At 72.5% G+C, this 26,585-nt stretch carries 27 protein-coding genes; 18 read left to right on the top strand and 9 right to left on the bottom strand.

Annotated elements, in window-relative coordinates; translation table 11 throughout:
* Positions 1-61 precede the first annotated feature (61 nt).
* Positions 62-376: a DUF6191 domain-containing protein gene (locus ACLQ2N_RS11735; protein WP_425811824.1), complete on the top strand. Its 315-nt coding sequence runs from the start codon at positions 62-64 to the stop codon at positions 374-376.
* On the opposite strand, the gene ACLQ2N_RS11740 is transcribed toward ACLQ2N_RS11735, so the two are convergent.
* Positions 354-863 carry an NUDIX domain-containing protein gene (locus tag ACLQ2N_RS11740; protein ID WP_425811826.1) on the bottom strand — a complete coding sequence of 170 codons (510 nt, stop codon included), beginning with the start codon at positions 861-863 and terminating at the stop codon, positions 354-356. The two genes, ACLQ2N_RS11735 and ACLQ2N_RS11740, sit on opposite strands and share 23 nt — an antisense overlap.
* A gap of 134 nt (positions 864-997) precedes the next feature.
* Between ACLQ2N_RS11740 and ACLQ2N_RS11745 the strand changes: the two genes are divergently transcribed.
* Positions 998-1,543 (top strand): DUF1697 domain-containing protein, encoded by a 546-nt coding sequence (locus ACLQ2N_RS11745; RefSeq protein ID WP_425811828.1) that lies wholly within the window; start codon positions 998-1,000, stop codon positions 1,541-1,543.
* A 4-nt stretch (positions 1,544-1,547) separates the two neighbouring features.
* Here ACLQ2N_RS11745 and ACLQ2N_RS11750 read toward each other — a convergent pair whose 3' ends face one another.
* Positions 1,548-1,943, bottom strand: a complete 396-nt coding sequence (locus ACLQ2N_RS11750) for a TOBE domain-containing protein (protein WP_018102867.1) — start codon at positions 1,941-1,943, stop codon at positions 1,548-1,550.
* 98 nt (positions 1,944-2,041) lie between these two features.
* Here ACLQ2N_RS11750 and ACLQ2N_RS11755 point away from each other — a divergent pair, with 98 nt between their 5' ends.
* The 6 genes from ACLQ2N_RS11755 (at position 2,042) to ACLQ2N_RS11780 (ending at position 10,678) form a co-directional block, all read left to right on the top strand.
* Positions 2,042-3,547, top strand: coding sequence for an MFS transporter (locus tag ACLQ2N_RS11755; RefSeq protein ID WP_425811831.1), 1,506 nt, complete (start codon positions 2,042-2,044; stop codon positions 3,545-3,547).
* A 10-nt stretch (positions 3,548-3,557) separates the two neighbouring features.
* Positions 3,558-4,583, top strand: coding sequence for a glutathione S-transferase family protein (locus ACLQ2N_RS11760; RefSeq protein ID WP_425811833.1), 1,026 nt, complete (start codon positions 3,558-3,560; stop codon positions 4,581-4,583).
* Between the two features lie 99 nt (positions 4,584-4,682).
* Positions 4,683-6,902 carry an NADP-dependent isocitrate dehydrogenase gene (locus ACLQ2N_RS11765; protein ID WP_425811835.1) on the top strand — a complete coding sequence of 740 codons (2,220 nt, stop codon included), beginning with the start codon at positions 4,683-4,685 and terminating at the stop codon, positions 6,900-6,902.
* Between the two features lie 161 nt (positions 6,903-7,063).
* The gene (gene ctaD, locus ACLQ2N_RS11770; RefSeq protein WP_425811837.1) at positions 7,064-8,818 is read left to right on the top strand and encodes a cytochrome c oxidase subunit I; all 1,755 of its coding nucleotides are present in this window, start codon (positions 7,064-7,066) and stop codon (positions 8,816-8,818) included.
* Entirely contained in the window at positions 8,815-9,183 is a 369-nt protein-coding gene (locus ACLQ2N_RS11775) for a hypothetical protein (RefSeq protein ID WP_425811839.1), read from the top strand. Before ctaD ends, ACLQ2N_RS11775 begins: the two co-directional genes overlap by 4 nt.
* Before the next feature lie 133 nt (positions 9,184-9,316).
* The gene (locus ACLQ2N_RS11780) at positions 9,317-10,678 is read left to right on the top strand and encodes an NAD(P)/FAD-dependent oxidoreductase (RefSeq protein WP_425811841.1); all 1,362 of its coding nucleotides are present in this window, start codon (positions 9,317-9,319) and stop codon (positions 10,676-10,678) included.
* 28 nt (positions 10,679-10,706) lie between these two features.
* Here ACLQ2N_RS11780 and meaB read toward each other — a convergent pair whose 3' ends face one another.
* Genes meaB through mutA form a run of 3 tightly spaced genes read right to left on the bottom strand, consistent with a single transcriptional unit; the run spans position 10,707 to position 15,774 of the window.
* On the bottom strand, positions 10,707-11,705 hold the full coding sequence (gene meaB, locus ACLQ2N_RS11785; protein ID WP_425811843.1) for a methylmalonyl Co-A mutase-associated GTPase MeaB: 999 nt from the start codon (positions 11,703-11,705) through the stop codon (positions 10,707-10,709).
* Between the two features lie 11 nt (positions 11,706-11,716).
* The gene (gene scpA, locus ACLQ2N_RS11790; protein WP_425811845.1) at positions 11,717-13,918 is read right to left on the bottom strand and encodes a methylmalonyl-CoA mutase; all 2,202 of its coding nucleotides are present in this window, start codon (positions 13,916-13,918) and stop codon (positions 11,717-11,719) included.
* Complete coding sequence (mutA, locus tag ACLQ2N_RS11795) at positions 13,918-15,774, bottom strand: methylmalonyl-CoA mutase small subunit (RefSeq protein ID WP_425811847.1); 1,857 nt, start codon at positions 15,772-15,774, stop codon at positions 13,918-13,920. The genes scpA and mutA overlap by 1 nt, the downstream gene beginning before the upstream one ends.
* Before the next feature lie 194 nt (positions 15,775-15,968).
* Between mutA and ACLQ2N_RS11800 the strand changes: the two genes are divergently transcribed.
* The 3 genes from ACLQ2N_RS11800 (at position 15,969) to ACLQ2N_RS11810 (ending at position 17,798) form a co-directional block, all read left to right on the top strand.
* Positions 15,969-16,406, top strand: coding sequence for a DUF6325 family protein (locus tag ACLQ2N_RS11800; RefSeq protein ID WP_425811849.1), 438 nt, complete (start codon positions 15,969-15,971; stop codon positions 16,404-16,406).
* A gap of 50 nt (positions 16,407-16,456) precedes the next feature.
* Complete coding sequence (locus ACLQ2N_RS11805; protein ID WP_425811851.1) at positions 16,457-16,753, top strand: SHOCT domain-containing protein; 297 nt, start codon at positions 16,457-16,459, stop codon at positions 16,751-16,753.
* Between the two features lie 241 nt (positions 16,754-16,994).
* Positions 16,995-17,798 carry a tyrosine-protein phosphatase gene (locus ACLQ2N_RS11810; RefSeq protein ID WP_425811853.1) on the top strand — a complete coding sequence of 268 codons (804 nt, stop codon included), beginning with the start codon at positions 16,995-16,997 and terminating at the stop codon, positions 17,796-17,798.
* A gap of 69 nt (positions 17,799-17,867) precedes the next feature.
* Here the strand turns inward: ACLQ2N_RS11810 and ACLQ2N_RS11815 are convergent, their stop codons facing one another.
* Together ACLQ2N_RS11815 and ACLQ2N_RS11820 are read right to left on the bottom strand one after the other, a co-directional pair.
* Positions 17,868-18,419 (bottom strand): hypothetical protein, encoded by a 552-nt coding sequence (locus ACLQ2N_RS11815; RefSeq protein ID WP_425811855.1) that lies wholly within the window; start codon positions 18,417-18,419, stop codon positions 17,868-17,870.
* Positions 18,416-19,003: a hypothetical protein gene (locus tag ACLQ2N_RS11820; RefSeq protein WP_425811857.1), complete on the bottom strand. Its 588-nt coding sequence runs from the start codon at positions 19,001-19,003 to the stop codon at positions 18,416-18,418. The genes ACLQ2N_RS11815 and ACLQ2N_RS11820 overlap by 4 nt, the downstream gene beginning before the upstream one ends.
* Positions 19,004-19,219: 216 nt before the next feature.
* Here ACLQ2N_RS11820 and ACLQ2N_RS11825 point away from each other — a divergent pair, with 216 nt between their 5' ends.
* Together ACLQ2N_RS11825 and ACLQ2N_RS11830 are read left to right on the top strand one after the other, a co-directional pair.
* Complete coding sequence (locus ACLQ2N_RS11825; RefSeq protein WP_425811859.1) at positions 19,220-19,624, top strand: DUF1992 domain-containing protein; 405 nt, start codon at positions 19,220-19,222, stop codon at positions 19,622-19,624.
* A gap of 45 nt (positions 19,625-19,669) precedes the next feature.
* Positions 19,670-20,161 (top strand): GNAT family N-acetyltransferase, encoded by a 492-nt coding sequence (locus ACLQ2N_RS11830; RefSeq protein WP_425811861.1) that lies wholly within the window; start codon positions 19,670-19,672, stop codon positions 20,159-20,161.
* 10 nt (positions 20,162-20,171) lie between these two features.
* Here ACLQ2N_RS11830 and ACLQ2N_RS11835 read toward each other — a convergent pair whose 3' ends face one another.
* Entirely contained in the window at positions 20,172-20,999 is an 828-nt protein-coding gene (locus tag ACLQ2N_RS11835; RefSeq protein WP_425811863.1) for a VOC family protein, read from the bottom strand.
* A gap of 132 nt (positions 21,000-21,131) precedes the next feature.
* Complete coding sequence (locus ACLQ2N_RS11840) at positions 21,132-21,464, bottom strand: DUF6479 family protein (RefSeq protein ID WP_425811865.1); 333 nt, start codon at positions 21,462-21,464, stop codon at positions 21,132-21,134.
* A 206-nt stretch (positions 21,465-21,670) separates the two neighbouring features.
* Here ACLQ2N_RS11840 and ACLQ2N_RS11845 point away from each other — a divergent pair, with 206 nt between their 5' ends.
* From ACLQ2N_RS11845 to ACLQ2N_RS11865, 5 genes are all read left to right on the top strand, one after another.
* Positions 21,671-22,063 carry a hypothetical protein gene (locus ACLQ2N_RS11845; protein ID WP_425811867.1) on the top strand — a complete coding sequence of 131 codons (393 nt, stop codon included), beginning with the start codon at positions 21,671-21,673 and terminating at the stop codon, positions 22,061-22,063.
* Positions 22,064-22,158: 95 nt separating this feature from the next.
* Positions 22,159-22,731 (top strand): 2Fe-2S iron-sulfur cluster-binding protein, encoded by a 573-nt coding sequence (locus ACLQ2N_RS11850; RefSeq protein ID WP_425811869.1) that lies wholly within the window; start codon positions 22,159-22,161, stop codon positions 22,729-22,731.
* Entirely contained in the window at positions 22,728-23,714 is a 987-nt protein-coding gene (locus tag ACLQ2N_RS11855; protein WP_425811871.1) for an FAD binding domain-containing protein, read from the top strand. Before ACLQ2N_RS11850 ends, ACLQ2N_RS11855 begins: the two co-directional genes overlap by 4 nt.
* Positions 23,715-23,732: 18 nt before the next feature.
* On the top strand, positions 23,733-25,832 hold the full coding sequence (locus ACLQ2N_RS11860; RefSeq protein ID WP_425811873.1) for a xanthine dehydrogenase family protein molybdopterin-binding subunit: 2,100 nt from the start codon (positions 23,733-23,735) through the stop codon (positions 25,830-25,832).
* 194 nt (positions 25,833-26,026) lie between these two features.
* Positions 26,027-26,548 carry an ATP-binding protein gene (locus ACLQ2N_RS11865; protein WP_073865509.1) on the top strand — a complete coding sequence of 174 codons (522 nt, stop codon included), beginning with the start codon at positions 26,027-26,029 and terminating at the stop codon, positions 26,546-26,548.
* The last annotated feature ends 37 nt before the right edge of the window (positions 26,549-26,585 follow it).

Consider the following 26,585-nt stretch of genomic DNA (forward strand, 5'->3'; position numbering starts at 1 on the left):
GGACCCTGCCGTACGGGCGCGGCCGTTGCACCGGCCGCGCCCGTACGGCGAGACTGGCCGCATGGGATTCCTCGCACTGATGACATTGCCCGGCCTGGTCATCGGTCTGACCATCGCGGCCTTCCTCGACCAACTGCTGCTGCGCGCCGGGCGCGCGGGGCTGCTGCCCTGGCGCAACAGCGCCCGTCAGGGCCAGATCTCGGCGACGGGCTTCGAGCAACTGCACGCCACGTTCTCACCCGGGAAGCAGAGCGAGCTCAAGGAGCGGCAGAGCGCCCTGCTGCTCCGCGACGACGAGGAGGACGGCGCCCCGCCGCACCGCTCCGCGGTCGACCTGGACGGCGGCCTCGCCGTCATCCGTCTCCACCCGCACTGAGCGCGCCGCCCGCCAGGTGCCGGCGGAGCCGGTCCACGAAGACCCGCTGCCCCTTCACCAGCCGCACCGCCGCTTCCTCGGGCGTACACCAGGCGAACCGGTCCATCTCCGGGAACTCCCGCAGCGTCCCCGACTTCCGCGGCCACTCCATCGCGAACGTGCCGGGCACCGCCGTCGCCGGGTCGGCATCGCCTTCCAGCGCCCACACGGTGACCGTCTTCCCGCTGGGCTGACGGGCCTCGCCCAGCGCCACCCACGCACCGTCCGGCGCTCGATGCCCGAACTCTTCCTCGAACTCCCGCCGCGCCGCCGCCTCCGGCTCCTCGTCGGGGGCGTACTCACCCTTCGGCACGGACCACGCGGCCTCCTCGCGCCCCGTCCAGAACGGGCCGCCCATGTGGCCGAGGAGTACTTCGAGGCCGTGCCCGGAGCCGGTGCGGAACAGCAGGAGCCCCGCGCTGCGGCGGGCGGTCTTCTTGGCCGTCATGCCGTCAAGTGTGCGCGGTGCGCGGTGCCCACGCCTTGCGGTACCCGTATCCACGGGCCGGCGAATCCGGCGGGGGCTACGCTGTCGGCGTCGGCGACACTCTGCGTTCCTCCCGCATGAACAGGTGATCGGATTTGCTGTACATCGCACTTCTCCGAGGGATGAACGTGCCGGGCCGCTCCGTGAAGATGGAGCGCCTGCGGGGACTCTTCACGGAGCTGGGTCTCGCCTCCGTGCGCAGCTACATCCAGAGCGGCAACGTGTTCTTCGAGTCCGACGAGACCGACCGGGGCGCGCTCGCCGCCCGCATCGGTGACCACCTAGCGCAGGCGCTCGGCTACGACGTCGCGGTGTGCCTGCGTACCGTCCCGGAGCTGGAGGCGCTGATCGCGCTCGACCCGTTCAAGGACGTCACGGTCACCGACGACATCCGTTGCTGCGTCGTGTTCACGACCGAGCGCATCGCCCCGGACCTGGCCCTGCCGATGCTCTCCCCGAAGAAGGACATGGAGATCATCGGCCACACCGATGACGACGCCTTCGTCGTCTGGCACCTGATCAACGGCAAGGCCCCGGCCGCCAAGGGCTTCCAGGAACGCGTCCTGGGCCGCGACGCGACCACCCGCTTCTTCCACACCGTGGTGAAGATCCTGGCCGCCGCCCGCAAGGGCACGGGCTGACCGGTCAGGCGCGGTCGATGTGCACGCTGGTCGACTTCACCCGGGCGGTGGCCTGCACACCGACCTCCAGGCCCAGTTCCTCGACGGCCTCCCTGGTCAGCAGGGACACCAGCCGGTGCGGCCCTGCCTGGATCTCGACCTGCGCGGCCACATCGCCCAGCTTGACGGCGGTGACGATGCCCGCGAACGCGTTGCGCGCCGAGGTGTAGGAGACCTCCTCGTCGCCCGCGCCGTTCTGCGCGACCTCGACGGAGAACGCAGCCAGGTCGCGGCCGTCGATGAGGCGGCGGCCGCCCTCGTCGCGGTGGGTCGCGACGCGCCCCGCGTCGGCCCAGCGCCGGGCGGTGTCGGGGCTGACGCCCAGGAGCCGGGCCGCCTGCCCGATCGTGTACGACTGCATGCGCCGTACCCTAACCGGCGCGCGGCCGCCCGGTCCCCGCACGGCCGGGTGGACCAGCCGGGATGAGGAATCCGCGCACGCGTCCTAGGGTGCCAACCATGGCAGACAGCGCGGCGGACCGGGGTTCCGACGGGCGGGACGCGGGTCCGGGGTCCGGGCACGCCACGCCCGATCCGCGACGGTGGCAGGCGCTCGCCGTCTGCCTGGTCGCCGGGTTCATGACCCTCTTGGACGTTTCGATCGTCAACGTCGCGCTCCCCTCCATCAAGGCGGGGCTGCACACCCCGGAGTCCGACCTGCAATGGGTCCTGTCCGGCTACGCCCTGGCCTTCGGCCTGTTCCTGATCCCGGCCGGGCGGCTCGGCGACGCCCGCGGCCGGCGCGCGGTCTTCATGGCGGGGCTCACGCTCTTCACACTGTCCTCGGCTGCCTGTGGCGCCGCCCAGTCCAGCCTCTGGCTGGTGATCGCCCGCCTCGTCCAGGGGCTGGCCGGCGGCATGGTCTCGCCGCAGATCTCCGCCCTCATCCAGCAGATGTTCCAGGGCCGGGAGCGCGGTCGCGCCTTCGGCATGTTCGGCACGGTGGTGGGCATCTCCACCGCCGTCGGCCCGCTGCTCGGCGGCCTGCTCATCCAGGCGGCCGGAGCGGACGAGGGCTGGCGCTGGGTCTTCTACGTCAATCTGCCGCTGGGTCTCGTCTGCCTCCTGCTGGCCCGCCGCCTGCTGCCCGACACGCCGTCCGCCGGTCCGGTCCGGCTGCGGGACCTCGACCCGCTCGGCGTGCTGCTACTCGGCTCCGGGGTTCTGGCCCTGCTGCTGCCCTTCGTCCAGTCCCGCCAGTGGCCCGGCGACGAGAAGTGGCTGCTGCTGATCCTGGCCGCGGCGCTGCTCGTTGCCTTCGTCGGCTGGGAGTCCCGGTGCGGCCGACGCGGCACCCAGCCGGTCGTGGACCTCCGGCTCTTCAAGGTGCGTTCGTACTGGCTGGGCTGTCTGCTCATCCTGCTGTACTTCGCCGGATTCACCTCGATCTTCTTCATCACCACGCTCTACCTCCAGAGCGGCCTGCACTACACCGCCCTCCAGGCCGGTCTGGCGATCACCCCCTTCGCCCTGGGCTCCGCCGTCGCCGCCAGTCCCGGCGGCAGGCTCGTCGGGCGCTTCGGCCGGCCCCTCGTCGTCGTCGGCCTGGCCGCCGTGGCCGTGGGCCTCGGAGCCACCGCGCTCGCCGTCCACCTCGTGCCCGGCCGGGGCGCCGGCTGGGCGATGGCCGCCCCGCTGCTCTTCGCGGGGCTCGGCAGCGGCCTGGTCATCGCGCCCAACCAGACCCTGACCCTCTCCGAGGTGCCCGTGGCCACCGCGGGCAGTGCCGGCGGCACCCTCCAGACCGGGCAGCGCGTCGGCTCCGCCATCGGGATCGCCGCAGTCGGAGCGGTGTTCTTCGCCCAGGTCGGTGGCGACGGCTGGTCCGACGCGTACGACCACGGGCTCATCGTGTCCGTCGCGTTCGTCGTCGGCGCCCTGCTCGTCGCGCTCGCCGACGTGGGCGGCGGCCGACGGGGCAGACGCCGTACACAGCACTCCCCACCTCCCGCAGCCGCCTCCTGAGGAGAACGCGATGAACGACTCCGCCGGCACCGACGGCAACAGCTCGTACGGACACAAGCCCTTCAAGCGCTCCCGCAGCCACTTCGCGGACCGCATCACCGCCGACGGCCGCGACGGCTGGCCCGTCGAGGCGGGCCGCTACCGGCTGGTCGCCAGCCGGGCCTGCCCCTGGGCCAGCCGCGCCCTGGTCTCCCGCAGGCTGCTCGGCCTGGAGGACGCGCTCTCGCTCGCCGTCGCCGACCCGCTCCAGGACGACCGCAGCTGGCGCTTCACGCTCGACCCGGGCGGCCGGGACCCGGTGCTCGGCATCCGCTACCTCAGCGAGGCGTACGACGCCCGCGAACGCGACTACCCGGGCGGCGTCAGCGTCCCGGCGATCGTCGACGTGCCCAGCGGCAAGCTGGTCACCAACGACTACCAGCAGATCACCCTGGACCTCGCCACCGAGTGGACCGCCCTGCACCGGTCCGGTGCCCCCGACCTCTACCCAGAGCCGCTGCGCGCGGAGATCGACGCGGTCATGGAGGGCATCTACCGGGACGTCAACAACGGGGTGTACCGGGCCGGCTTCGCGGACGCCCAGGACACCTACGAGGAGGCGTACGCGGCACTGTTCCGCCGCCTGGAGGAGATGTCCGAGCGGCTCGCGGACCGGCGCTACCTCGTCGGCGACACGATCACCGAGGCCGACATCCGGTTCTTCACCACCCTGGTCCGCTTCGACGCCGTCTACCACGGCCACTTCAAGTGCAACCGCCGGAAGCTCTCCGAGGACCCGGTGCTGTGGGCGTACGCCCGGGACCTCTACCAGACCCCCGGGTTCGGGGACACGGTCGACTTCCACCACATCAAGCAGCACTACTACCGGGTGCACACCGGCATCAACCCCACCGGCATCGTGCCCGCGGGCCCCGACCTCTCCGGCTGGCTGACCCCGCACCACCGCGAACAGCTCGGCGGACGCCCCTTCGGCGACGGCACCCCGCCCGGACCGGTGCCCAGGGGCGAGGGCGTTCCGCCCGGCGGCCGTCCGTAGGACGTCTTCCGGCCGGTGTGGCAGGGCCCTGTCGAGCCCGCGCCGCTCACGAGATATCTTGATGTCAAGCAATGTTGCAGACGTGGAGCGGAGCACAGGGTGACTGACTCGACCATCATCTATACACACACCGACGAGGCCCCGGCCCTGGCGACGTATTCGTTCCTGCCCGTGATCGAGGCGTACGCCTCCAAGGCGGGGGTCACCGTCGAGAGCCGGGACATCTCCCTCGCGGGCCGGATCATCGCCGGCTTCCCCGAGCGCCTCCGTGAGGACCAGCGCGTCGACGACGCTCTCGCCGAGCTCGGCGAGCTGGCCACCACGCCGGGCGCCAACATCATCAAGCTTCCGAACATCTCGGCCTCGATCCCGCAGCTGAAGGCCGCGATCGCCGAGCTCCAGGCCCAGGGCTACGCCCTCCCGGACTACCCGGACGACCCGAAGACCGACGAGGACAAGGACGTCCGCGCCCGTTACGACAAGGTCAAGGGCAGCGCCGTCAACCCGGTCCTTCGCGAGGGCAACTCCGACCGCCGCGCCCCCGCGTCGGTCAAGAACTACGCCAAGACCCACCCGCACCGCATGGGCGCCTGGTCCGCCGACTCGAAGACCAACGTCGCCACCATGGGCGTCGACGACTTCCGGTCCACCGAGAAGTCCGCGGTCATCGCCGAGCCCGGCACCCTGCGCATCGAGCTCGCCGGCGACGACGGCACCACCACCGTCCTGCGCGAGTCCGTCCCGGTCCTCGCGGGCGAGGTCGTCGACGCCTCCGTCATGCGCGTCGCGGCCCTGCGCGAGTTCATCACCGCACAGATCGCCCGTGCCAAGGCCGAGGGCGTGCTCTTCTCCGTGCACCTCAAGGCCACGATGATGAAGGTTTCCGACCCGATCATCTTCGGCCACGTCGTGCGCGCCTTCTTCCCGAAGACGTTCGCCGCGTACGGTGACGCGCTCGCCGCGGCCGGCCTGACCCCGAACGACGGTCTGGGCGGCATCCTCAAGGGCCTGGAGGCCCTGCCCGAGGGCGCGAAGATCAAGGAGTCCTTCGAGGCCGAGCTCGCCGAGGGCCCCGCCCTCGCCATGGTCGACTCCGACAAGGGCATCACCAACCTGCACGTCCCCAGCGACGTCATCGTGGACGCCTCCATGCCGGCCATGATCCGCACCTCCGGCCACATGTGGGGCCCGGACGGCAACGAGGCCGACACCATCGCCGTCCTTCCGGACAGCAGCTACGCCGGTGTCTACCAGGTCGTCATCGACGACTGCCGCGCCAACGGCGCCTTCGACCCGGCCACGATGGGCTCCGTGCCCAACGTCGGCCTCATGGCGCAGAAGGCCGAGGAGTACGGCAGCCACGACAAGACCTTCGAGATCCCCGCCACCGGCACCGTCCGCGTCGTGGACGCCGCCGGCAACGCCGTGCTGGAGCAGGCCGTCGGCGCCGGCGACATCTTCCGCATGTGCCAGACCAAGGACCTGCCGATCCAGGACTGGGTCAAGCTGGCCGTCACCCGGGCCCGCGCGACCGGCAGCCCGGCCGTCTTCTGGCTCGACGCGGACCGCGCCCACGACGCGAAGCTCATCGAGAAGGTGAAGACCTACCTCGCCGAGCACGACACCGAGGGTCTCCAGATCGAGATCATGACCCCGCAGGAGGCCACCGCCTTCTCCCTGGAGCGCATCCGCCGCGGCGAGGACACCATCTCCGTCACCGGCAACGTGCTGCGCGACTACCTGACGGACCTCTTCCCGATCCTGGAGCTCGGCACCAGCGCCAAGATGCTCTCCGTCGTCCCGCTGATGAACGGCGGCGGCCTCTTCGAGACGGGCGCCGGCGGCTCCGCGCCCAAGCACGTGCAGCAGCTGGTCAAGGAGGACTACCTGCGCTGGGACAGCCTGGGCGAGTTCCTGGCCCTCGCCGTCAGCTTCGAGCACCTCGCGCAGACCACGGGCAACGCCCGCGCCCAGGTCCTCGCCGACACACTGGACCGGGCCACGGCCACGTTCCTCAACGAGGACAAGTCGCCCTCCCGCCGCCTCGGCGGCATCGACAACCGCGGCAGCCACTTCTACCTGTCCCTGTACTGGGCCCAGGAGCTGGCGCAGCAGACCGCCGACGCCGAGCTCGCCGCCGCGTTCGCCCCGCTCGCCAAGACCCTGGCCGAGCAGGAGCAGACGATCGTGGACGAGCTGATCGCGGTCCAGGGGAAGCCGGCCGACATCGGCGGCTACTACCAGCCCGACCCGGCCAAGGCCGCGGCCGTCATGCGTCCGTCCGCGACGTTCAACCAGGCGATCGCGAGCCTCGCCTGATCCGACGGTCACCGACGCCCCGGCCGGCTTCCGCCGCGCCGGGGCGTCGGCGCGTCCGCGGGGGAGGTCCTCACCCCCCTGACGGGTGAATGTCGCTCCCTGGCGGGTGCCGGGCCGCGCGACGGGCCCGCTTCGCTGCTTTGCTGCATCCGGTAACAGGGATGCACAAGCGAAGGAGCGGCCCCGTGACGACGACGGGCACACCAGGTACGGCCGAGGACGAGGAGGCGTACTCCAACGAGCTGCCGGTACGCGGCAGGGAGCCCGGCAACGTCGTCGTCAAGTGGGCGACCACCACCGACCACAAGACGATCGGCACGCTCTACCTGGTCACCTCGTTCGCCTTCTTCCTCGGCGGGGGCGTCCTCGCGCTCGTCATGCGCGCCGAACTGGCCCGGCCGGGCACGCAGATCATGTCGAACGAGCAGTACAACCAGGCATTCACGATGCACGGCACGATCATGCTGCTGATGTTCGCGACGCCGCTGTTCGCCGGGTTCGCGAACTGGATCATGCCGCTGCAGATCGGCGCGCCCGACGTGGCGTTCCCCCGGCTGAACATGCTCGCCTACTGGCTCTACCTCTTCGGCTCGCTCATCGCGGTGGCCGGCTTCCTCACCCCGAACGGCGCCGCCGACTTCGGCTGGTTCGCCTACTCGCCGCTGACCGACGTGGTGCGCTCGCCCGGGATCGGCGGTGACCTGTGGATCATGGGCCTGGCCTTCTCCGGGTTCGGCACGATCCTCGGTTCGGTCAACTTCATCACCACGATCATCTGCATGCGCGCGCCCGGCATGACGATGTTCCGCATGCCGATCTTCACCTGGAACGTCCTACTGACCGGTGTGCTGGTCCTGCTCGCCTTCCCGGTGCTCGCCGCCGCCCTCCTGGCACTGGAGGCCGACCGCAAGTTCGGTGCGCACGTCTTCGACGCGGCCAACGGCGGGGCGCTTCTCTGGCAGCACCTCTTCTGGTTCTTCGGCCACCCGGAGGTGTACATCATCGCCTTGCCGTTCTTCGGCATCGTCTCCGAGATCATCCCGGTCTTCAGCCGCAAGCCGATCTTCGGCTACATCGGTCTGATCGGTGCCACCACCGCCATCGCCGGCCTCTCCATCACCGTGTGGGCGCACCACATGTACGTCACCGGCGGGGTGCTGCTGCCGTTCTTCTCGTTCATGACGTTCCTCATCGCGGTGCCCACCGGGGTGAAGTTCTTCAACTGGATCGGCACGATGTGGAAGGGCTCGCTCTCCTTCGAGACCCCGATGCTCTGGTCGGTCGGCTTCCTCGTGACGTTCCTCTTCGGCGGCCTGACCGGGGTGATCCTGGCGTCCCCGCCGCTCGACTTCCACGTCTCGGACTCGTACTTCGTGGTCGCGCACTTCCACTACGTCGTCTTCGGCACCGTGGTGTTCGCGATGTTCGCCGGCTTCCACTTCTGGTGGCCGAAGTTCACCGGCAAGATGCTGGACGAGCGGCTCGGCAAGATGACTTTCTGGACGCTGTTCGTGGGCTTCCACGGCACGTTCCTGGTGCAGCACTGGCTGGGCGCCGAGGGTATGCCCCGTAGGTACGCGGACTACCTCGCGGCGGACGGCTTCACCGCGCTGAACACCATCTCGACCATCTCCTCCTTCCTGCTCGGCCTCTCGATGCTGCCCTTCCTGTACAACGTCTGGAAGACCGCCAAGTACGGCAAGCAGGTCGCGGTCGACGACCCGTGGGGCTACGGCCGTTCGCTGGAGTGGGCGACCTCCTGCCCGCCGCCCCGGCACAACTTCGTCACCCTGCCCCGTATCCGCTCCGAATCCCCGGCATTCGACCTGCACCACCCCGCCGTGCGCGAGCTGGAGGAGGCCGCCACCCGGCCCCACACCTCCGCGACGGTGGCACCGGGGGACAAGCAGGCGTGAGCGGCGAGGAGAGGCGGGCGCCGGCCGACCCGGACGCCGAGAGCGCGCGGGGACTGGCCCAGCTGGAGGGCTACCTGCTGTGGAACGCCGAGGTCGAGCGGGCACGCGGGCTCGCCCGCCGCTTCACCGACCAGCTGCCCTGGCTCACTACCGCCCAGCGCGAGGACGTGGAGCGGGTCTACACCGCCGAGCGCACCGCCGAATCGCGGGTGGTGCTGGCACGGATCTCCGCGCGCGCCCTGGAACTGCGCGGCGAGTACACCGAGCGCTACCGCAGGCTGCGCGCCCGCTGTGTCGCCGCCGCCGTGGTCTGCGCGGGCGCGGCGGGCGGCGCCTGCGGCGCGGTCACCTATCTGACAAGGTGACCCGCCCCGGTCGTCCGTTCTGCCTTCCCAGCAGGCGCACTCGCCGCCCGGTCGTGAAGATGAGAGGTGACGGGCGCGTGTGACGGGGCAGGCGAACGGACGACCGTGCAGACCCCCAGAAGGGACGATCACTGTGGCACGACCCAGGATTCTCGTAGTCGGAGCCGGTTTCGCCGGGGTCGAGTGCGTACGCCGTCTGGAGCGGGGGCTGCGACCCGGTGAAGCGGACGTCGCGCTCGTCGCCCCGTTCTCGTACCAGCTCTACCTGCCCCTGCTGCCCCAGGTGGCCTCCGGGGTGCTGACCCCGCAGTCCGTCGCGCTGTCGCTGCGCCGCAGCAGCCGCCACCGCACCCGGATCATTCCCGGCGGGGCCATCGGCGTGGACCCCGAGGCGAAGGTGTGCGTGATCCGCAAGATCACCGACGAGATCGTCAACGAGCGGTACGACCACCTCGTCCTCGCCCCCGGCAGCGTCACCCGGACGTTCGACATCCCCGGGCTCCTCGATCACGCCCGAGGCATGAAGACGCTGGCCGAGGCCGCCTACGTGCGCGACCACGTCATCGCGCAGCTCGACCTCGCGGACGCCAGCGACGACGAGGAGGAGCGGGCCTCCCGGCTCCAGTTCGTCGTGGTCGGCGGCGGCTACGCCGGCACCGAGACAGCGGCCTGCCTCCAGCGACTCACCACCAACGCGCTGCGGCACTACCCCCGCCTCGACCCGAAGCTCATCAAGTGGCACCTGATCGACATCGCTCCCAAGCTCATGCCCGAGCTGGGCGACAAGCTCGGCGCCAGCGCCCTCAAGGTCCTGCGGGACCGGGGCATCGAGGTGTCGCTCGGCGTGTCGATCGCCGAGGCGGGGCCGGACACCGTGACGTTCACCGACGGCCGGGTGCTGCCCTGCCGGACGCTGATCTGGACCGCCGGGGTCGCCGCCAGCCCGCTGGTCGGCACGTTCGACGCGGAGACCGTGAAGGGCCGGCTCGCCGTGACGCCCGAGATGGTGCTGCCGGGCCACGACGGCATCTTCGCGCTCGGCGACGTCGCCGCCGTGCCCGACCTGGCCAAGGGCGACGGCGCGGTCTGCCCGCCCACCGCCCAGCACGCGCAGCGCCAGGGCCGCAAGCTCGCCGACAACCTCCTCGCCAAGCTCCGCAACCAGCCCCTTCAGCCCTACGTCCACAAGGACCTCGGGCTCGTCGTGGACCTCGGCGGCAAGGACGCCGTGTCCAAGCCCCTCGGCATCGAGATGCACGGCATCGCCGCCCAGGCAGTGGCCCGCGGCTACCACTGGTCGGCGCTGCGCACCAACGTGGCGAAGGCCCGCGTCATGGCGAACTGGCTGATCAACGCCACCGCCGGCGACGACTTCGTCCGCACCGGCTTCCAGATGCGCAAGCCGGCGACGCTGCGGGACTTTGAATACACCGACAGCTACCTCACCCCGGAACAGATCCGGAAGCACACCGCAGCCCTCCACACCCGGATGTGACCGGAAGCGGCGGGCGGCGGCAGCCGGCTCAGACCGCCGGGCCCGACCTCCGGAACACGGCGAGGATCTCCTCGGCGGCCAGCGTCGCCGGGAGCGTCCCCTCCCGCACCCGTCGCTCCAGGTCCGGCGCCACCGCCCGCACGCCGGCGTGGCCGCGCAGGCTCTCCAGGAGTTCGTCGCGCACCATCGTCCAGGCCCAGTCCACCTGCTGCTCGCTGCGCTTGGCGGCGAGCCGGCCGGTGGACTCCAGCAGCGCCCGGTGCTGTTCCAGCCGCTCCCAGAGCGTGTCGAGACCGGTCGACTCGCGCGCGCTGCACGTCAGGACGGGCGGCGTCCACGCCGCGTCCGCCGGGTGCATCAGCCTCAGCGCGCCCGCCAGCTCACGGGCCGCGGCCTTCGCGTCTCGCTCGTGCGGGCCGTCCGCCTTGTTGACGGCGATGGCGTCCGCGAGCTCCAGGACGCCCTTCTTGATGCCCTGCAACTGGTCACCGGTGCGCGCCAGGGTCAGCAGCAGGAACGTGTCGACCATGTTGGCGACCGCGGTCTCCGACTGGCCGACACCGACGGTCTCCACCAGCACCACGTCGTAGCCCGCCGCCTCCATCACCACGACGGATTCGCGGGTCGCCTTCGCCACCCCGCCCAGCGTGCCGGCGGTGGGGGAGGGGCGCACGAAGGCCGCCGGGTCCACCGCGAGGCGCTCCATCCGGGTCTTGTCGCCCAGGATGGAACCGCCCGTCCGGCTGGACGACGGGTCGACCGCCAGCACGGCGACCCGGTGTCCGAGCCCGGTGAGCATGGTGCCGAGCGCGTCGATGAACGTCGACTTGCCGACCCCGGGCACCCCGCTGATGCCGACGCGCCGGGCGCGGCCCGAGTGCGGCAGCAGCCGGCGCAGCAGCTCCTGTGCCAGCGCCCGGTGGTCGGCGCGGGTGGACTCGACGAGGGTGATGGCGCGCGCGATGTGCGCGCGCTTCCCGTCGAGCACGCCCTTCACATAACTGTCGAGATCGATCCTCGGGGCCATCGCTCAGCGGCTCACAGCTCGTGGCCGAGCGAAGACCCGAGCCGCGTCACCAGGTCGTGGGCCGCCTCCGGGATCACCGTCCCGGGCGGGAACACGGCCGCGGCGCCCGCCTCCAGCAGCGCGTCCACGTCCTGCGGCGGGATCACCCCGCCCACCACGATCATGATGTCCTCGCGCCCCTCGGCGGCCAGCTCCTCGCGGAGCGCCGGGACGAGCGTGAGGTGGCCGGCGGCCAGCGACGAGACGCCCACGATGTGCACGTCCGCCTCGACCGCCTGCCGGGCGACCTCGCCCGGCGTCTGGAACAGCGGGCCCACGTCCACGTCGAAGCCCAGGTCGGCGAAGGCGGTCGCGATCACCTTCTGGCCCCGGTCGTGCCCGTCCTGGCCCATCTTGGCGACCAGGATGCGCGGACGCCGCCCCTCCGCCTCCTCGAACGCGTCCACCAGTGCGCGGGTGCGGTCCACGGACGGCGACTCCCCTGCCTCGTTGCGGTACACACCGGAGATCGTACGGATCTGGCCCGCGTGCCGGCCGTACACCTTCTCCAGCGCGTCCGAGATCTCGCCCACGGTCGCCATCGCACGGGCCGCGTCCACGGCCAGCGCCAGCAGATTGCCGTCCAGGCCGGGGCCCGGGGCGCGCCCGGCGGCCGCGGTCAGCGCGCGCAGCGCGTCCTGGCACGCCCGCTCGTCGCGCTCCTCGCGCAGCCGGCGCAGCTTCTCGATCTGCTGGGCGCGCACCGAGGAGTTGTCGACCTTGAGCACATCGATCTGCTCGTCGGTCTCGACCCGGTACTTGTTGACCCCGATCACCGGCTGGCGCCCGGAGTCGATGCGCGCCTGGGTGCGCGCGGCGGCCTCCTCGATACGGAGCTTCGGGATGCCCGCGTCGATGGCCTTCGCCATGCCGCCCGCCGCCTCGACCTCCTCGATGTGCTGCCAGGCCCGCCGCGCCAGGTCGTACGTCAGCTTCTCCACGTACGCGCTGCCGCCCCACGGGTCGATGACCCGGCCGGTGCCGGACTCCTGCTGGAGCAGCAGCTGGGTGTTGCGGGCGATGCGCGCGGAGAAGTCCGTCGGCAGGGCCAGCGCCTCGTCCAGCGCGTTGGTGTGCAGCGACTGGGTGTGGCCCTGGGTGGCGGCCATCGCCTCCACACAGGTGCGCGTGACGTTGTTGAACACGTCCTGCGCGGTCAGCGACCAGCCGGACGTCTGCGAGTGCGTGCGCAGCGACAGCGACTTGGCGTTCTTCGGCTCGAACTGCTGCACGAGCTTGGCCCAGAGCAGCCGGGCTGCGCGCAGCTTCGCGATCTCCATGAAGAAGTTCATGCCGATCGCCCAGAAGAACGACAGCCGGGGCGCGAACGCGTCGACGTCGAGCCCCGCGTTCCGTCCGGCGCGCAGGTACTCCACCCCGTCGGCCAGGGTGTACGCCAGCTCCAGATCGGCCGTCGCCCCGGCCTCCTGGATGTGGTAGCCGGAGATGGAGATCGAGTTGTAGCGCGGCATCTTCCGCGAGGTGTACGAGAAGATGTCGGAGATGATCCGCATCGACGGCTTCGGCGGATAGATGTAGGTGTTGCGGACCATGAACTCCTTCAGAATGTCGTTCTGAATGGTCCCGGCCAGCTTTTCCGGCGGTACGCCCTGCTCCTCGGCGGCCACGATGTACAGCGCGAGGACCGGCAGCACCGCGCCGTTCATCGTCATCGACACGGACATGCGGTCCAGCGGGATGCCGTCGAAGAGCTGACGCATGTCGTAGATCGAGTCGATGGCCACACCCGCCATGCCGACGTCGCCCGTCACGCGGGGGTGGTCGCTGTCGTAACCGCGGTGCGTCGGCAGGTCGAAGGCGACCGACAGGCCCTTCTGCCCGGCCGCCAGATTGCGCCGGTAGAAGGCGTTGGACTCCTCGGCGGTGGAGAAGCCCGCGTACTGCCGGATCGTCCAGGGCTGGTTGACGTACATCGTCGGGTACGGTCCGCGCAGATACGGCGCGATGCCCGGGTACGTACCGAGGAAGTCGAGGCCCTCCAGGTCGCGCCCGGTGTACAGCGGCTTGACCGTGATGCCTTCGGGGGTCTCCCACAGCAGATCGGCGGCCGAGCCGCCGGAGGACTCCTTGACCGCGGCACGCCACTGGTCCTCGGTGGCCTCGGGGGCGCCGCCCGGCCCGAGCCCGATGTCGGAGAAGTCGGGGATACGCATTACGCCACACCCATCCGGTCGAGAAGGGAAGAAAGCACGGCCACCGCGTCGCAGCCGGCGAAGACGTACTCGTCGACACCGTCGTACGCGCCGGGCCGCCCCGCCAGGTACACCCGCCGCGCACCCGCCGCGACCAGCGCCGCGGCGGCCTCCGCGGCCTGTTCGGCGTACAGCGCGTCGCTGGAGCACAGGCACGCCACGTCCGCCCCCGAGGCGGCGAACGCCCCGGCCACCGAGGACGCGTCCACCCGCACCGGCTCGTGCACCGGCTCGACGCCGCCCGCCTGGAACAGGTTCGCGGCGAAGGAGACCCGCGCGGTGTGGACCGCCGCCGGGCCGAGCGCGGCGAGGAACACGCGCGGCCTGCTGCCGGTCGCCGCGAGATGGGCGTCCGAGCGGACCCGCAGCGCCTCGAACGCCTCGTCGCGCCGGACGACCGGAAGGCCGCCCCGGGCCGGGGCCGCCGGGTACGGCTCGCGCTCCACCGGGCGCTCGGCCAGCAGCGGGAACTCGCTCACCCCGGTCACCGGCTCCTTGCGCCGCGCAAGGTCCTTGCTGCGCTCCGCCCAGGTCACCGCGATCCGGTCCCCGACCAGCCCCGAGCCCAACGCGGCCGCCTGGCCGCCCGCCCGCTCGATCTCCTGGAAGAACGCCCAGGCAGATGCCGCGAGTTCGTCGGTGAGCCGCTCCACGTACCAGGAACCGCCCGCCGGGTCGATCACCCGGGCGAGGTGCGACTCCTCGAGGAGGATCGTGGAGGTGTTGCGGGCGATGCGCCGGGCGAACGCGTCGGGCAGGCCCAGCGCGTGATCGAAGGGCAGCACGGTCACCGCGTCGGCCCCGCCGACGCCCGCGCCGAGGCTCGCCAGCGTGGTCCGCAGCATGTTCACCCACGGATCGCGCCGCGTCATCATGACCGGCGACGTCACCGCGTGCTGCCGCTGCGCCCCGGCGCCAGGGGCCCCGCAGACCTCGGCGACACGCGCCCACAGCCGGCGCGCCGCCCGCATCTTCGCGATGGTCAGGAACTGGTCGGCGGTCGCCGCGTACCGGAACTCCAGCTGCCCGCACGCCGCTTCGAGGTCGAGCCCGGCCTCGGTCAGCGCCCGCAGGTAGGCGACGCCCGTGGCCAGCGAGGCGCCCAGCTCCTGGGCCGCCGAACCGCCCGCCTCGTGATACGGCATCGCGTCCACGACGACCGCGCGCAGCCCGGGGAACTCCTCGGCGCACCGCAGCGCCCAGCGGACGGCCTCCGCCAGGTCGGGCTCGGTGCCCTCGCGCGCGGCGCGCCCCAGCGGATCGGCACCGAGAGCGCCCCGTACCTGCCCGGCCGGGACGCCGCGCTCCGCGTGCAGCCGCAGCAGTTCGGCCGCCGCGGCGTCCAGTTCCGCGCCCGCGTCCAGGACGATGGGCGCCAGGTCGAGCAGGACGCCGTCGAGCGCGCGTTCCAGACCGGAGACCGGCACGCCGTCGGTGCCTCCGACGGCCAGCCACAGCGAGGTGACGCCGTTCTCCAGGTCCGCGAGCACGGCCTCGTTGAGCCGGGCGGGATCGGCGAACGCGTGCCGTTGCCGTACGCCCCAGCCGCTCGCCGTACATCCGTCGGGCGTGCTGCCGCGGGTGAACGGGGCGAAGCCCGGGAGACCGGCATCGGGCGCGTCGTCGCGCGAGGTGTAGAGGGGCCGGGTGATGAGCCCGTCCTCCACCCTGGTGGACAGCGCTTCCTCGGCGGCCGGTCCCGACACGTCCTTGCCCGATTTGCGCAGCACGCCTTCGACGAGGCTCTGCCACTGCTCATGGGCGGGGTCGGGGAATCCGGCGGCCAGCGGAAGCTCGTCAGTAGGCTGGACCGTCATGGCCCAGATGCTAGGGCAGCTCCCCGGGCAGGAGCAGCGCGCCGGCCTGTGACCTTGCCCTCCCTCAGCGCACGTGATCCTTTACGTACTGTCGCGTAGCCGTCAGTGCGGGTATGTGGCCCTTTGTCACAGTGCGGGCGGGAATGCCCGAAGTTATGCTGCTGCCAATCCATTCATGCGGAGAGGACGCGCCCGTGACCGTCGGACCTGTGGAATACCTCGTCGTCGCATTTCCCGGCAGCCGGTTCACCGGCGCCATCGCGCCCGCGCTGGCCGACGCGGTCGCCTCGAAGGCGGTGCGCATCCTGGATCTGACCTTCGTGCAGCGGGCCGAGGACGGCACCATCCAGGCCGTCGAGCTGGATGATCTGGACCCCGACGACCTGGTCTCCTTCGAGCCGGTCGAGGGCGAGGTCAGCGGCATGCTGAACAGCGAGGACATCCGGATGCTCGGTGAGCGGGTGCCACCGGGCAGCTCGGCCGCGCTCATCGTGTGGGAGGACCTCTGGGCGGTTCCGCTGGCCGAAGCCGTCCGGGCCTCGGGCGGGCAGGTCATCGCTCATGAACGGATTCCCGCCGAGGTCGCGGAGGCCGCCGCCTCCGCCGCCTCCGCCGCCGGCCACGACAGCTGACGCCCGCACCGGAAGGGGAACACGCCATGCCGATCTTCCGAGGACCCGGAATGAACCGCCGCGGACCCGGCCTCATCGGGGCCGCCGCGCGCACGGCCGTCATCGCCGGGACCGCGTCCGCCGTCACCGGGCGGGTCCAGCAGCACCAGCAGAGCAGGTTCGCGCAGCAGGAGGCGGAGCAGTACGCCGCCCAGCAGCCGCCGCCCGCTCCGCAGCCCGCCGCACCTCCGGCGGCGCCGGGCGGGGACGTGGTCGGGCAGCTGGAGCGGCTTGCCGCGCTGAAGCAGCAGGGCATCCTCACCGACGCCGAATTCGAGGCCCAGAAGGCGCGCCTGCTGGCCGGGTGAGAACGGGGGCGCGGGGCACCTGCCCCGTGGCCTCCTTCCGGCCTGCGCGCATCACGGCGACGCCCGGCCGGGGACTGCGGCGAAGGGCGGGGCCGAGAGGCGTCGCCCGGCTCCCGCCTGCCCGCGCGGCCGATCGATGATCTCCGGCGTTTTACTTTGTCGATGTGACGACATCATGCGACTTTGATCCGGCCAGGCCGAAATCACTTCGGACGCGCGCCGGGAAAAGAGGGAATCCATCGTGCAAACCGTCAGGGCCGTCCCGTCCTTCTCCGCCCTCAATCTGCGCGATCTCGGCGGCATCACGCTGGGTCCGGGCCGCCAGGTCCGGCCGGGTGCGGTGCTGCGCTCCGGCCGGCTCGGCGGACTCGACCCGGTGGACGCCGCGGCCGTGGCCGCACTCGGCATCCGTACGGTCGTCGACCTGCGGACCGCCGACGAGCGGGGCTCCGCCCCCGACGCCCTGCCGCCCGGGGCCCGGCTCTTCGTCGCCGACGTGCTGGGTGACAACCCGGGCGTGACGCCCGCGCGGTTCCGGGCGCTGCTCGCCGACCCCGTCGAGGCCGAGCGGCTGCTGGGCAGCGGCAAGGCCGAGGAGGCGGTCGCCCGGTCGTACCGGCAACTGGTGCTCTCGCCGGGGGCCGCGGCCGCGTACCGCGCCTTCATCGACACGGCCGCCGACCCCGCCGCACGGCCGGTGCTCTTCCACTGCGCCACCGGCAAGGACCGCGCCGGCTGGGGGGCCGCCCTGCTGCTCCTGATCCTGGGCGCCTCGCGCGATGTCGTGCGGCAGGAGTTCCTCGCCGTGAACCCGGTGCTGCGGATCGCCGGACGCCCGTACGTGCAGGGCTTCCTCGACGCGGGCGGCGACCCGGAGATCGCCTCGGCGATCATCGAGGTCCGTCCCCGCTACCTCGAAACGGCCCTGGCGGCCATGGACGAGCGCTGGGGCGGCCTGGACGGCTACGTACGCGACTGCCTGCGCGTCCCGGGCCCCACGCTGCGACGCCTGCGCGGCGAACTGGTCGTGTACACCGGGCAGTAGGCGTGCCCGGCACAGCGCGTTGCCCCGGCACACGCGGTGCCGGGGCAACCTCTGTTCCCGAGCCTCGTATCAGACCTTCAGCAGTCGTTCGGTGAGGTCGCGGTAGTGCTGGAGCGTGATCCGCAGCTCCTCGGTCCGGGCGCCGGGGTCGCCGCCGTCCCGTTCGCCCACGTGCAGGGTGCTGCGGCGCTCCTGGAGCGCGTCGGTGAGGCCGGCGACCACCGCGTCGAACGTGGACTCGGCCTCCGCCACCGCCCGGTGCGGGCTCTCCACGAAGTCGGTCACCGCCTGGTGCAGCCGACGGGCCAGCCGGTCCTGGTCGCCGGCCGGCAGGAGGCGGTCGTCCCCGTCGTGTGCGGTGTGCGCCCGGTTGTCGTGGTCCGTCGTAGGGGCCGGGACGTCCGGCCGCCCCGCACCGCCCGTCTCCTCGTGCCGGAGGTCCTTCTGGGACAGCGGGACGGGCGCGGCGACCGGGGGCACGGAGGGCGCCGTCCGGGGCGGGCGGGCCGAGATGTCGTCGGAGAGGTGCGGGGCCCCGGTGCCGGCGGCCCGGTCACCGGTGACCGGACGGCTCGTGGGCGCGGCCGCGGGCCGCGGGGTGGGGTCGGTGTCCTTGGTCATGCCGTGCCACTTCCTTCCGCGTGATGGTGCTCGTCCCGGCGGACCGGGCGGTCCGTGCCGTTCGATACGAGGACGTCGAAGAGGCCCCGGGCCTCGACGAGCGCGGTCCGAAGCTGCTCCGTGTCGCCCTCGCCGCGGCTGGCGGCGTGCACCCGCCGGTAGCCGTGGACGTGCTCGGCGTGGTGGACGGAGAGCGCGTCGCTCTGCTCGTCGAAGTCCTGGCCGTCGGGGAAGCCCAGATCCCGGGCCAGCTCCGCGAGGAGCGTGTCGGCCTCGGCCACCGCCTGCTGCGGCGCGTCGACGAACCGGTCCTGGACCCGCGCCCAGCGGGCGAGGTACCGCTCCCGCTCCTGCGGCGTCAGCGCGCGCTCGTTGAGCGAGCCGTGCCGCTTCAGCCGTTCGCTCAGTTCGTGTTCGGCGGCCTTCGTGTCGCCGTCGTGCCGGGCCACGGCACGCTCGTACTCCGGTCCGAAACGCCGCCGCAGCCCGTGGCCGCCGTTCCTCCGGCCGAGGACGAGGAACAGTCCGGCGGCCACCACCACGACGACCGCGAGGATGATCACGAGGGTCGTCATCGTCACCACCCCCGGCGGTAGCCGGTCCGCAGGTCGCTGTGTTCCACTCCCACCATCCCTTTCGGTTCGTCGCCCGGCTCCGTCCCGGCCGGGCGTGACGCTCGTGTACCCCCGCGAACGCGTTCGAGACGCGGCGCCCGCACGGTCTGCCGCCCAACAGGCTTCCCGGGGCGCCTCGGTAGGGTGGAGGGCGCCGCAGCAGGCGTACTCCGAGAGGGGATCACGGTGACCGAGCGCAAACCCGCGGGTGTCAGCTTCGAATCATGGGTGGACCAGCAGATCCGGGAGTCCGAACGCCGGGGTGACGTCTCCCGGCTGCCCGGCTTCGGCAAGCCGATCGAGGCGCTGAGCGCCCCGTACGACGAGGCGTGGTGGATCAAGTCGAAGATGCAGCGCGAAGGGGTGTCGGTGCTGCCGCCGGCGCTGGCGTTGCGCAAGGAGGCCGAGGACGTCGTCGCCCGCCTGCCGGAGATCCGGACCGAGGCCGAGGTGCGCCGGACGCTGACCGAGGTGAACGACAAGATCCGCGAGGCCGTCCGCAGGCCCCCGCCGGGCCCCCTGCTGAACCTGCGCCCCTTCGACGTGGATGCCCTGGTGGCGGAGTGGCGCACCGGACGCGCCGCCTCCTGAAGGGGACCGGGACCCTCCCGGGACGGGATGCGCAATACTCGCCGTATGAGATCACGCGTGACGCCGACGGGCCGCCGGGCATCCGGCGGCCCGGTCCGCGTCAGGCGGGCGACCGCGCGGGACGCCAAGCGCCTCACCCGGCTGGTCCGGTCCTCACGCGCCTACGAGGGCCCCTACGCGCCGATGGTCGCCGGGTACCGGGTGGGGCCGGACTACATCGAGGCCCATGAGGTCTTCGTGGCCGTACGGGAGGCGACGGACCGGGTGCTCGGCTTCTACGCGCTCGTCCTGGACCCGCCCGAGCTGGACCTGCTCTTCGTCGCGGACGACGCCCAGGGCACCGGCACCGGCCGGCTGCTGATCGGCCACCTGCGGACGGAGGCGGAGGCGCGGGGGCTGCCCGGCGTCCGCGTCGTCTCGCATCCGCCGGCGGAGGGCTTCTACCTGACCATGGGCGCGGAGCGGACCGGCACCGTACGGGCCGCGCCGCCCGCGGTGATGTGGGACCGGCCCGAGCTGCTCCTGCCGGTCGCCTGAGCCGGGCGCGTCAGGCCGCTTCGGTGTCCGACGCGCGGTGGACGTCCGTGACGGTGAAGAGCCCGCCGTCCGGATCCAGGAGCGTGGCCTCCCGGCCCTCGGGGTGCGTCAGCTCCTCCACCAGGGAGCCCCCGTGCCCGCGCGCCCGCTCCACGGCGAGGGGCACGTCGTCCACCGGGAAGTTGACCTGCCAGCGCGGGCGGACCAGCGGGTCGGGAGCGGCCTCGACCGCGCCGGAGCTGATCCGGGCCAGCTGACGGCCCCCGCACTCCACGATGACCTCGTCCTTCGCGTACGACACCTCGCAGGACCCCGGCTTCCCGCTCGCCCAGTCCAGCACCTCGCCGTAGAAGATCGCGGCCTCGAAGGCGCTCCGGGTGCGCAGCCGCAGCCAGGCGTGCGCGTGTCCGTCCGGGGCGGGCGGCGATGTCGCCGGCGCGGTCCGTTCCCAGATGCCGAATCCGGCGCCGTCCCGGTCGGCGGCCAGTGCGCCGCGCCCCTTGCCGAGGGTCAGCGGCCCCACCGCCACCGTGCCGCTGCGCTCCCGGATGCGGGAGGCCGCCGCATCGGCGTCGCGGACGGCGAAGTAGGGCGTCCAGGCCACCGCGACCCGGAAGGCGGTGGCCACGGCCCCGAGGCCGGCGACCGGCACATCGCCGCGCCGGGCCACCGAGAAGTCGTCGCCGAGCCTGCCCGGGCGGAAACTCCAGCCCATCACCGGGCCGTAGAACTCCTGGGCGGATTTCAGGTCGCGGGTCATGAGATTGACCCAGCAGGGAGCGGCGGACCCGGTCAGGGCCGCACGCGCGGGCGCCGTACCGGAGGTGCTTGGGGTCATGGTGCCACTGCCTTCATGGGGGATGCGGCAGGTGTGCCGACGGGCTTCGGGACCGTCACCAGCCTCGCCGGGGGCGGCCGCTCCCGCAAACGCGACTCCGCCACCCGCTCCCGGCCCCCCGAGCGGGGCCGGTCAGTCGCGCTTGTCGTCGTCCTCGTGGCGGATCGGCTCGTTGCCGTGCTCACCGAGCTCGTAGGGGGACAGGCCACGGCCGTCCGCCGGGAAGCGGTCGTCACCGTGGACGTCCGGCTTCTCCTCGTGGCTGCGGTGGTCGGGGCCGACCGGCTGCTCGTCCGGCCGGGGCGGGGGCAGCTCCTGGTCGTGCCGTCGCTTGCCCAGCAGGAAGGCACCGATCAGCATGATCACCAGGAGCACGCCGATCACGCCCATCACGACGCCTGTCGCGCCGCGTCCGTCCGCGAGGGTGACCGCCAGGGAATTCAGGGCTCCATCCGAAACATCCATGCTTGCCGGATACCCCAGGACACAGGCGTCACTCGGGACGGCGATCGAATTCATGTTTTAAGTGGATATGGGCGCTGAAAATGTTTCGAGCTGTGTATCCCCCGCCGCACCGGGCACGCGGGGGAGTCCGGGCCGCTCCTGTCGCAGCCGACCGTGTGCGGGGTCAGCCTGGACAGTACGGCAACGCCCCTACGGAAGGAGCTGCGGTGAACAGCGCACAGGACAAGCGACAGGCCACGGACGACCACCACGACCAGGAGGTGTCGGTCGTCATCGGCGAGTGCCCCGAGGAGGACGCCCGCACCGTCTTCGACGTGCTGAGGGCCGCCTTCACCACCGACCGTTCCTCGGCCGACGTGCCCCACGAGACCGCGGGCAGGCGGCCCACCGCGTGGGCGGCGACCGTCGACGTCTCCGAGGCCCGGGTGGTCTCGGGGTCCGTGACGCTCGGCGCCCCCGTCACGCTCGACGTGCAGGGCGGCTACCACGCCGTGGACCGCCTCCGGGGCGGGCTGGCCGACGCCTTCGCCGTCCGGGTGGTGGGCACGGTGTCGGGCGACCAGGAGGAGGAGGTGCGGCTGCGCCTGGAGAACAAGTAGGCCGAACGCCCCGTGCGGGGGTGCGAGAGGGCCCGAGGCGCCGCCCGCATCTGGTAGAAATCGGACAAATGTGACTTCGTCGAAAGGTGTCGCGCGTGGACCCGACCAGTACGTGGGAGGGCGGCGCCGCCGAATCGCCGGCGCCCGGCGACCTCCCCTCCGCCACCCTGACCCTGCACATCAACGGCGCCGAGCACACCCTCACCCTCGATCACCGCACCACCCTCCTGGACGCCCTGCGCCACCACCTGGACCTCACCGGGGCGAAGAAGGGCTGCGACCACGGCCAGTGCGGCGCCTGCACCGTCCTCGTGGACGGCCGCCGCGCCAACAGCTGCCTCCTGCTGGCCGTCGCCCACGACGGCGCGCGCATCACCACGGTCGAGGGGCTGGCGGACGGCGACCGGCTGCACCCGCTCCAGGAGGCGTTCCTGGAACGCGACGCCTTCCAGTGCGGCTACTGCACACCCGGCCAGCTCTGCTCCGCCGCCGGCGTCCTCGCCGAGGCCGACTACGGCCACCCCTCGCACGTCACCCCGCACGACGCCCCCGTCGCCACCCCCGCCCGGCTCGGCCCGGAGGAGATCCGGGAGCGGATGAGCGGCAACCTCTGCCGGTGCGGCGCCTATCCGCGGATCGTCGAGGCCATCGAGGACGTGGCGTCGTGAAACCCTTCGCCTACCTGCGCGCCGAGACCGTCTCCGACGCGGTACGCGCCTGCGCCGCGCACCCGGGCGCCAAGTTCCTCGGCGGCGGCACCAACCTGGTCGACCTGATGAAGCTCGGGGTGGAGACCCCCGGCATGCTGGTCGACGTCAGCCGGCTGCCGCTCGACCAGGTCACGGACACCGACGGCGGGGGCCTGCGCATCGGCGCCACCGTACGCAACAGCGACCTGGCCGCCCATCCCGCCGTACGCACCCGCTACCCCGCCCTGTCGCAGGCGCTGCTGGCGGGCGCGTCCGGGCAGCTCCGCAACATCGCCACCACCGGCGGCAACCTCCTCCAGCGCACCCGCTGCCCCTACTTCCAGGACACCTCCAAGCCCTGCAACAAACGCGAGCCCGGCACCGGCTGCCCCGCCGTCGAGGGCAGCCACCGCGACCTCGCCGTCATCGGGCACTCCCCGGAGTGCGTCGCCACCCACCCCTCCGACATGGCCGTGGCCCTCGCCGCGCTCGGCGCGGACGTCGTGCTGCACGGGCCGGAGGGCGAACGGACCGTCCCGGTGACCGACTTCCACCGGCTGCCCGGCGACAACCCCGACGCCGACACCGTCGTCCGGCCCGGCGAGCTCGTCACCGAAGTGCTGCTGCCGCCCCTGGCCGACGGCACGGTCTGCCTCTACCGCAAGGCCCGCGACCGCGCCTCCTACGCCTTCGCCCTGGCCTCCGTCGCCGCCGTGCTGCGCGTACGCGACGGGCACGTCGAGCACGCGGCCCTGGCGTTCGGCGGACTCGCCCACCGGCCCTGGCGGGCCCGGGCCGCCGAAAAGATCCTGCGCGGCGCACCCGCCACCGACGCGACGTTCCTGCGGGCCGCCGACGCCGAGCTGGCCGAGGCCCGGCCGCTGCGCGACAACGCGTTCAAGGTCCGCCTCGCCCGGCACCTGGCTGTCGACGCCCTCGCCGAACTCACCGCCCGCACCTGAAGAGCCGAGGATCCCGCCATGAGCCACGCCCCCCAGCCGCTCGGCGCGCCCGCCGTCCGCCGCGAGGGCCGCGCCAAGGTGACCGGCGCCGCGCGCTACGCCGCCGAACGCGGCCTGCCCGGCTGCCTGTACGCCTGGCCGGTGCCCGCCACCGTGCCGTCCGGCCGGGTCACGGCCGTCCGCACCGTCGACGCCCTCGCCCACCCGGGCGTCCACAGCGTCCTCACCCACGACAACGCGCCGCGCCTGGCCGAGCCCGACGACCCCATCCTCGCCGTCCTCCAGGACGACCGGGTGCCCCACCGGGGCTGGCCCGTCGCGCTCGTCGTCGCCGACAGCCTCGCGAGCGCCCGGGCCGGAGCCGACGCCCTCCACATCACGTACGAGACCACCCCGCACGACGTCCTGCTCACCGAGGACCACCCCGGCCTCTACACCCCGGAACAGGCCAACGGCGGCTACCCCGCCGTCCGGGAGCGCGGCGACTTCGACCGGGCCTTCGAGGCGTCGCCCGTACGCGTCGACGTCACGTACACCCTGGAGCCGCTGCACAACCACCCCATGGAGCCGCATGCCTCGACCGCCCACTGGTCGCCCGCGGGGCACCTCACCGTCTATGACTCCAGCCAGGGCGCCACCAAGGTGCGCGACAGCCTCGCCGCCGCCTTCGGGATCGGGACCGACCGGGTCACCGCCCTCTCCGAGCACGTCGGCGGCGGCTTCGGTTCCAAGGGCACGCCGCGCCCGCAGGCCGTGCTCGCCGCGATGGCCGCCCTGCACACCGGCCACCCCGTCGAACTCGCCCTGCCCAGGCGGCAGATGCCCGCGCTCGTCGGGCACCGGGCGCCCACCGTGCAGCGCGTCAGGCTCGGCGCCGGTGCCGACGGCACGCTCACCTCGGTCGCCCAGGAGATCATCACCCACACCTCCGAGGTCAAGGAGTTCGTGGAGCAGGCCGCCGTACCCGCCCGTGTCATGTACGGCTCCGCGCACAGCCGCACCACACACCGGGTCGCCGCCCTGAACGTGCCCAGCCCGTCGTGGATGCGCGCCCCGGGGGAGTGCCCCGGCATGTACGCCCTCGAATCCGCCATGGACGAACTCGCGGCGGAACTCGGCGTCGACCCCGTCGAGCTGCGGCTGCGCAACGACCCGGCCGACGAACCGGACTCCGGCAAGCCCTTCAGCAGCCGCGGCCTGGCCGACTGCCTGCGCGTGGGCGCCGAACGCTTCGGCTGGGCCGGACGTGACCCGGCCCCCGGCGTCCGCCGCGAAGGCGCCCTGCTGCTCGGCACGGGCGTCGCCTCGGCCACGTATCCCGTGTACGCGAGCGCCAGCCACGCCACCGCGCACGCCGCCCCCGACGGCACCTACCGCGTCGCCGTCAACGCCACGGACATCGGCACCGGCGCCCGCACCGTCCTCGCGCAGATCGCCGCCGAGGCGCTGGGCGCACCGCTGAACGACGTGGCCATCGACATCGGCGACAGCGGCCTGCCCGACGCCCCGCTGGCCGGCGGCTCGTCCGGCACCGCCTCCTGGGGCTGGGCCGTGCACAAGGCCGCCTCCACGCTCGCGGAACGGCTCGCCGCGCGCAGCGGGCCGCTGCCCGCCGAAGGGGTGACCGTCACCGCCGACACGACCGAGGAGACCGCCGAGGAGTCCCCGTACGCCCGCCACGCCTTCGGGGCCCATTTCGCGGAGGTCGCCGTCGACACCCGCACCGGAGAGGTCCGGGTGCGCCGCATGCTCGGCGTCTTCGCGGCCGGCCGCATCCTCAACTCCCGCACCGCGCGCTCCCAGTTCATCGGCGGCATGACCATGGGCATCGGGATGGCCCTGACCGAGGGCTCCACCCTGGACCCGGTCTACGGCGACTTCACCGAGTGCGACCTCGCCTCGTACCACGTCCCCGTCTGCGCCGACGTGGCCGCCGTCGACGCGCACTGGATCGAGGAGGACGATCCCCACCTCAACCCCATGGGGAGCAAGGGCATCGGCGAGATCGGCATCGTCGGCGCCGCCGCGGCCGTCGGGAACGCCTTCCGGCACGCGACCGGAGCCCGCGTGCGCACCCTGCCACTCACACCCGACCGGGTGCTCACCCACCTGGCCTGACCCCCGGGCCGCGCATCCCCCGTTCGCGCGAAAGCGCCGGTCACCCGGGGTGCGCGGCCCGATATGTTGCGCGACCGGCCCAGCCGGGTCACCCTGTGGAGTGACCCAGAAGAGACATCTGCTCACTCTTCGTATTCGGGGGTCGTTGGTTCAACGAGGCGAAGTCGTGGGCCTCGATGTGAGGAGCCTCGACGATGACCGTTCCACTCGACCGGCACTATCTGGTCGAACTCCAGGTTTCCGCAGACCGTGTGGACCAGCTGCGACGCATAGTCGCGGCCCACCTGCGCCACTGGAGTCTCGAACTCCACGTACGGCCCGTGTGCCGTGCCGTGGAGGAGCTGCTGACCAATGTCCACCGGCACGTCGGTGACGACAACCGCTGCGTCGTCGAACTCCGCTGGTCCGGACGGCACCTCACGGTCTCCGTCGCCGACAACGGCTCCGAGATGCCGCGGCTGCTCCACGAGGGCGGTGGCCTGAGCCGGGTCATGGCCCTCAGCGACAGCTGGGGCACCTGCCGGACCGCCGACGGCAAGGTCGTCTGGTTCACCCGGTACGCCCAGGAGCCGCAGCACATCGAGCTGGTGCCGCTGCCGCCGCTGCCCGGCGTCCGCGAGTTCCGCCGCCCGCCGGCCGCGGTCGCGGAGATCCCCGAGCCGGTTCCGGCGGCCGCCGACGAGACCGTCCCGGACGCCGCCCCGGCGCTCGTCTGAGACGTACCCCCAGCCCCCGGCCGGCGCGGATCGCATG

The sequence above is a fragment of the Streptomyces sp. DT224 genome, assembly GCF_049844595.1.
Taxonomy (GTDB): domain Bacteria; phylum Actinomycetota; class Actinomycetes; order Streptomycetales; family Streptomycetaceae; genus Streptomyces.

Bases quoted from the DNA above. Each gene is read 5' to 3' on its own strand.
- ACLQ2N_RS11755 (WP_425811831.1), top strand. From the start codon at position 2,042: ATGGCAGACAGCGCGGCGGACCGGGGTTCCGACGGGCGGGACGCGGGT.
- ACLQ2N_RS11805 (WP_425811851.1), top strand. From the start codon at position 16,457: ATGAACCGCCGCGGACCCGGCCTCATCGGGGCCGCCGCGCGCACGGCC.
- ACLQ2N_RS11830 (WP_425811861.1), top strand. From the start codon at position 19,670: ATGAGATCACGCGTGACGCCGACGGGCCGCCGGGCATCCGGCGGCCCG.
- ACLQ2N_RS11815 (WP_425811855.1), bottom strand. From the start codon at position 18,419: ATGACCAAGGACACCGACCCCACCCCGCGGCCCGCGGCCGCGCCCACG.
- mutA (WP_425811847.1), bottom strand. From the start codon at position 15,774: ATGACGGTCCAGCCTACTGACGAGCTTCCGCTGGCCGCCGGATTCCCC.
- ACLQ2N_RS11840 (WP_425811865.1), bottom strand. From the start codon at position 21,464: ATGGATGTTTCGGATGGAGCCCTGAATTCCCTGGCGGTCACCCTCGCG.
- ACLQ2N_RS11740 (WP_425811826.1), bottom strand. From the start codon at position 863: ATGACGGCCAAGAAGACCGCCCGCCGCAGCGCGGGGCTCCTGCTGTTC.
- ACLQ2N_RS11860 (WP_425811873.1), top strand. From the start codon at position 23,733: ATGAGCCACGCCCCCCAGCCGCTCGGCGCGCCCGCCGTCCGCCGCGAG.
- ctaD (WP_425811837.1), top strand. From the start codon at position 7,064: ATGCACAAGCGAAGGAGCGGCCCCGTGACGACGACGGGCACACCAGGT.
- ACLQ2N_RS11835 (WP_425811863.1), bottom strand. From the start codon at position 20,999: ATGACCCCAAGCACCTCCGGTACGGCGCCCGCGCGTGCGGCCCTGACC.
- ACLQ2N_RS11750 (WP_018102867.1), bottom strand. From the start codon at position 1,943: ATGCAGTCGTACACGATCGGGCAGGCGGCCCGGCTCCTGGGCGTCAGC.
- ACLQ2N_RS11865 (WP_073865509.1), top strand. From the start codon at position 26,027: ATGACCGTTCCACTCGACCGGCACTATCTGGTCGAACTCCAGGTTTCC.
- meaB (WP_425811843.1), bottom strand. From the start codon at position 11,705: ATGGCCCCGAGGATCGATCTCGACAGTTATGTGAAGGGCGTGCTCGAC.
- scpA (WP_425811845.1), bottom strand. From the start codon at position 13,918: ATGCGTATCCCCGACTTCTCCGACATCGGGCTCGGGCCGGGCGGCGCC.
- ACLQ2N_RS11760 (WP_425811833.1), top strand. From the start codon at position 3,558: ATGAACGACTCCGCCGGCACCGACGGCAACAGCTCGTACGGACACAAG.
- ACLQ2N_RS11735 (WP_425811824.1), top strand. From the start codon at position 62: ATGGGATTCCTCGCACTGATGACATTGCCCGGCCTGGTCATCGGTCTG.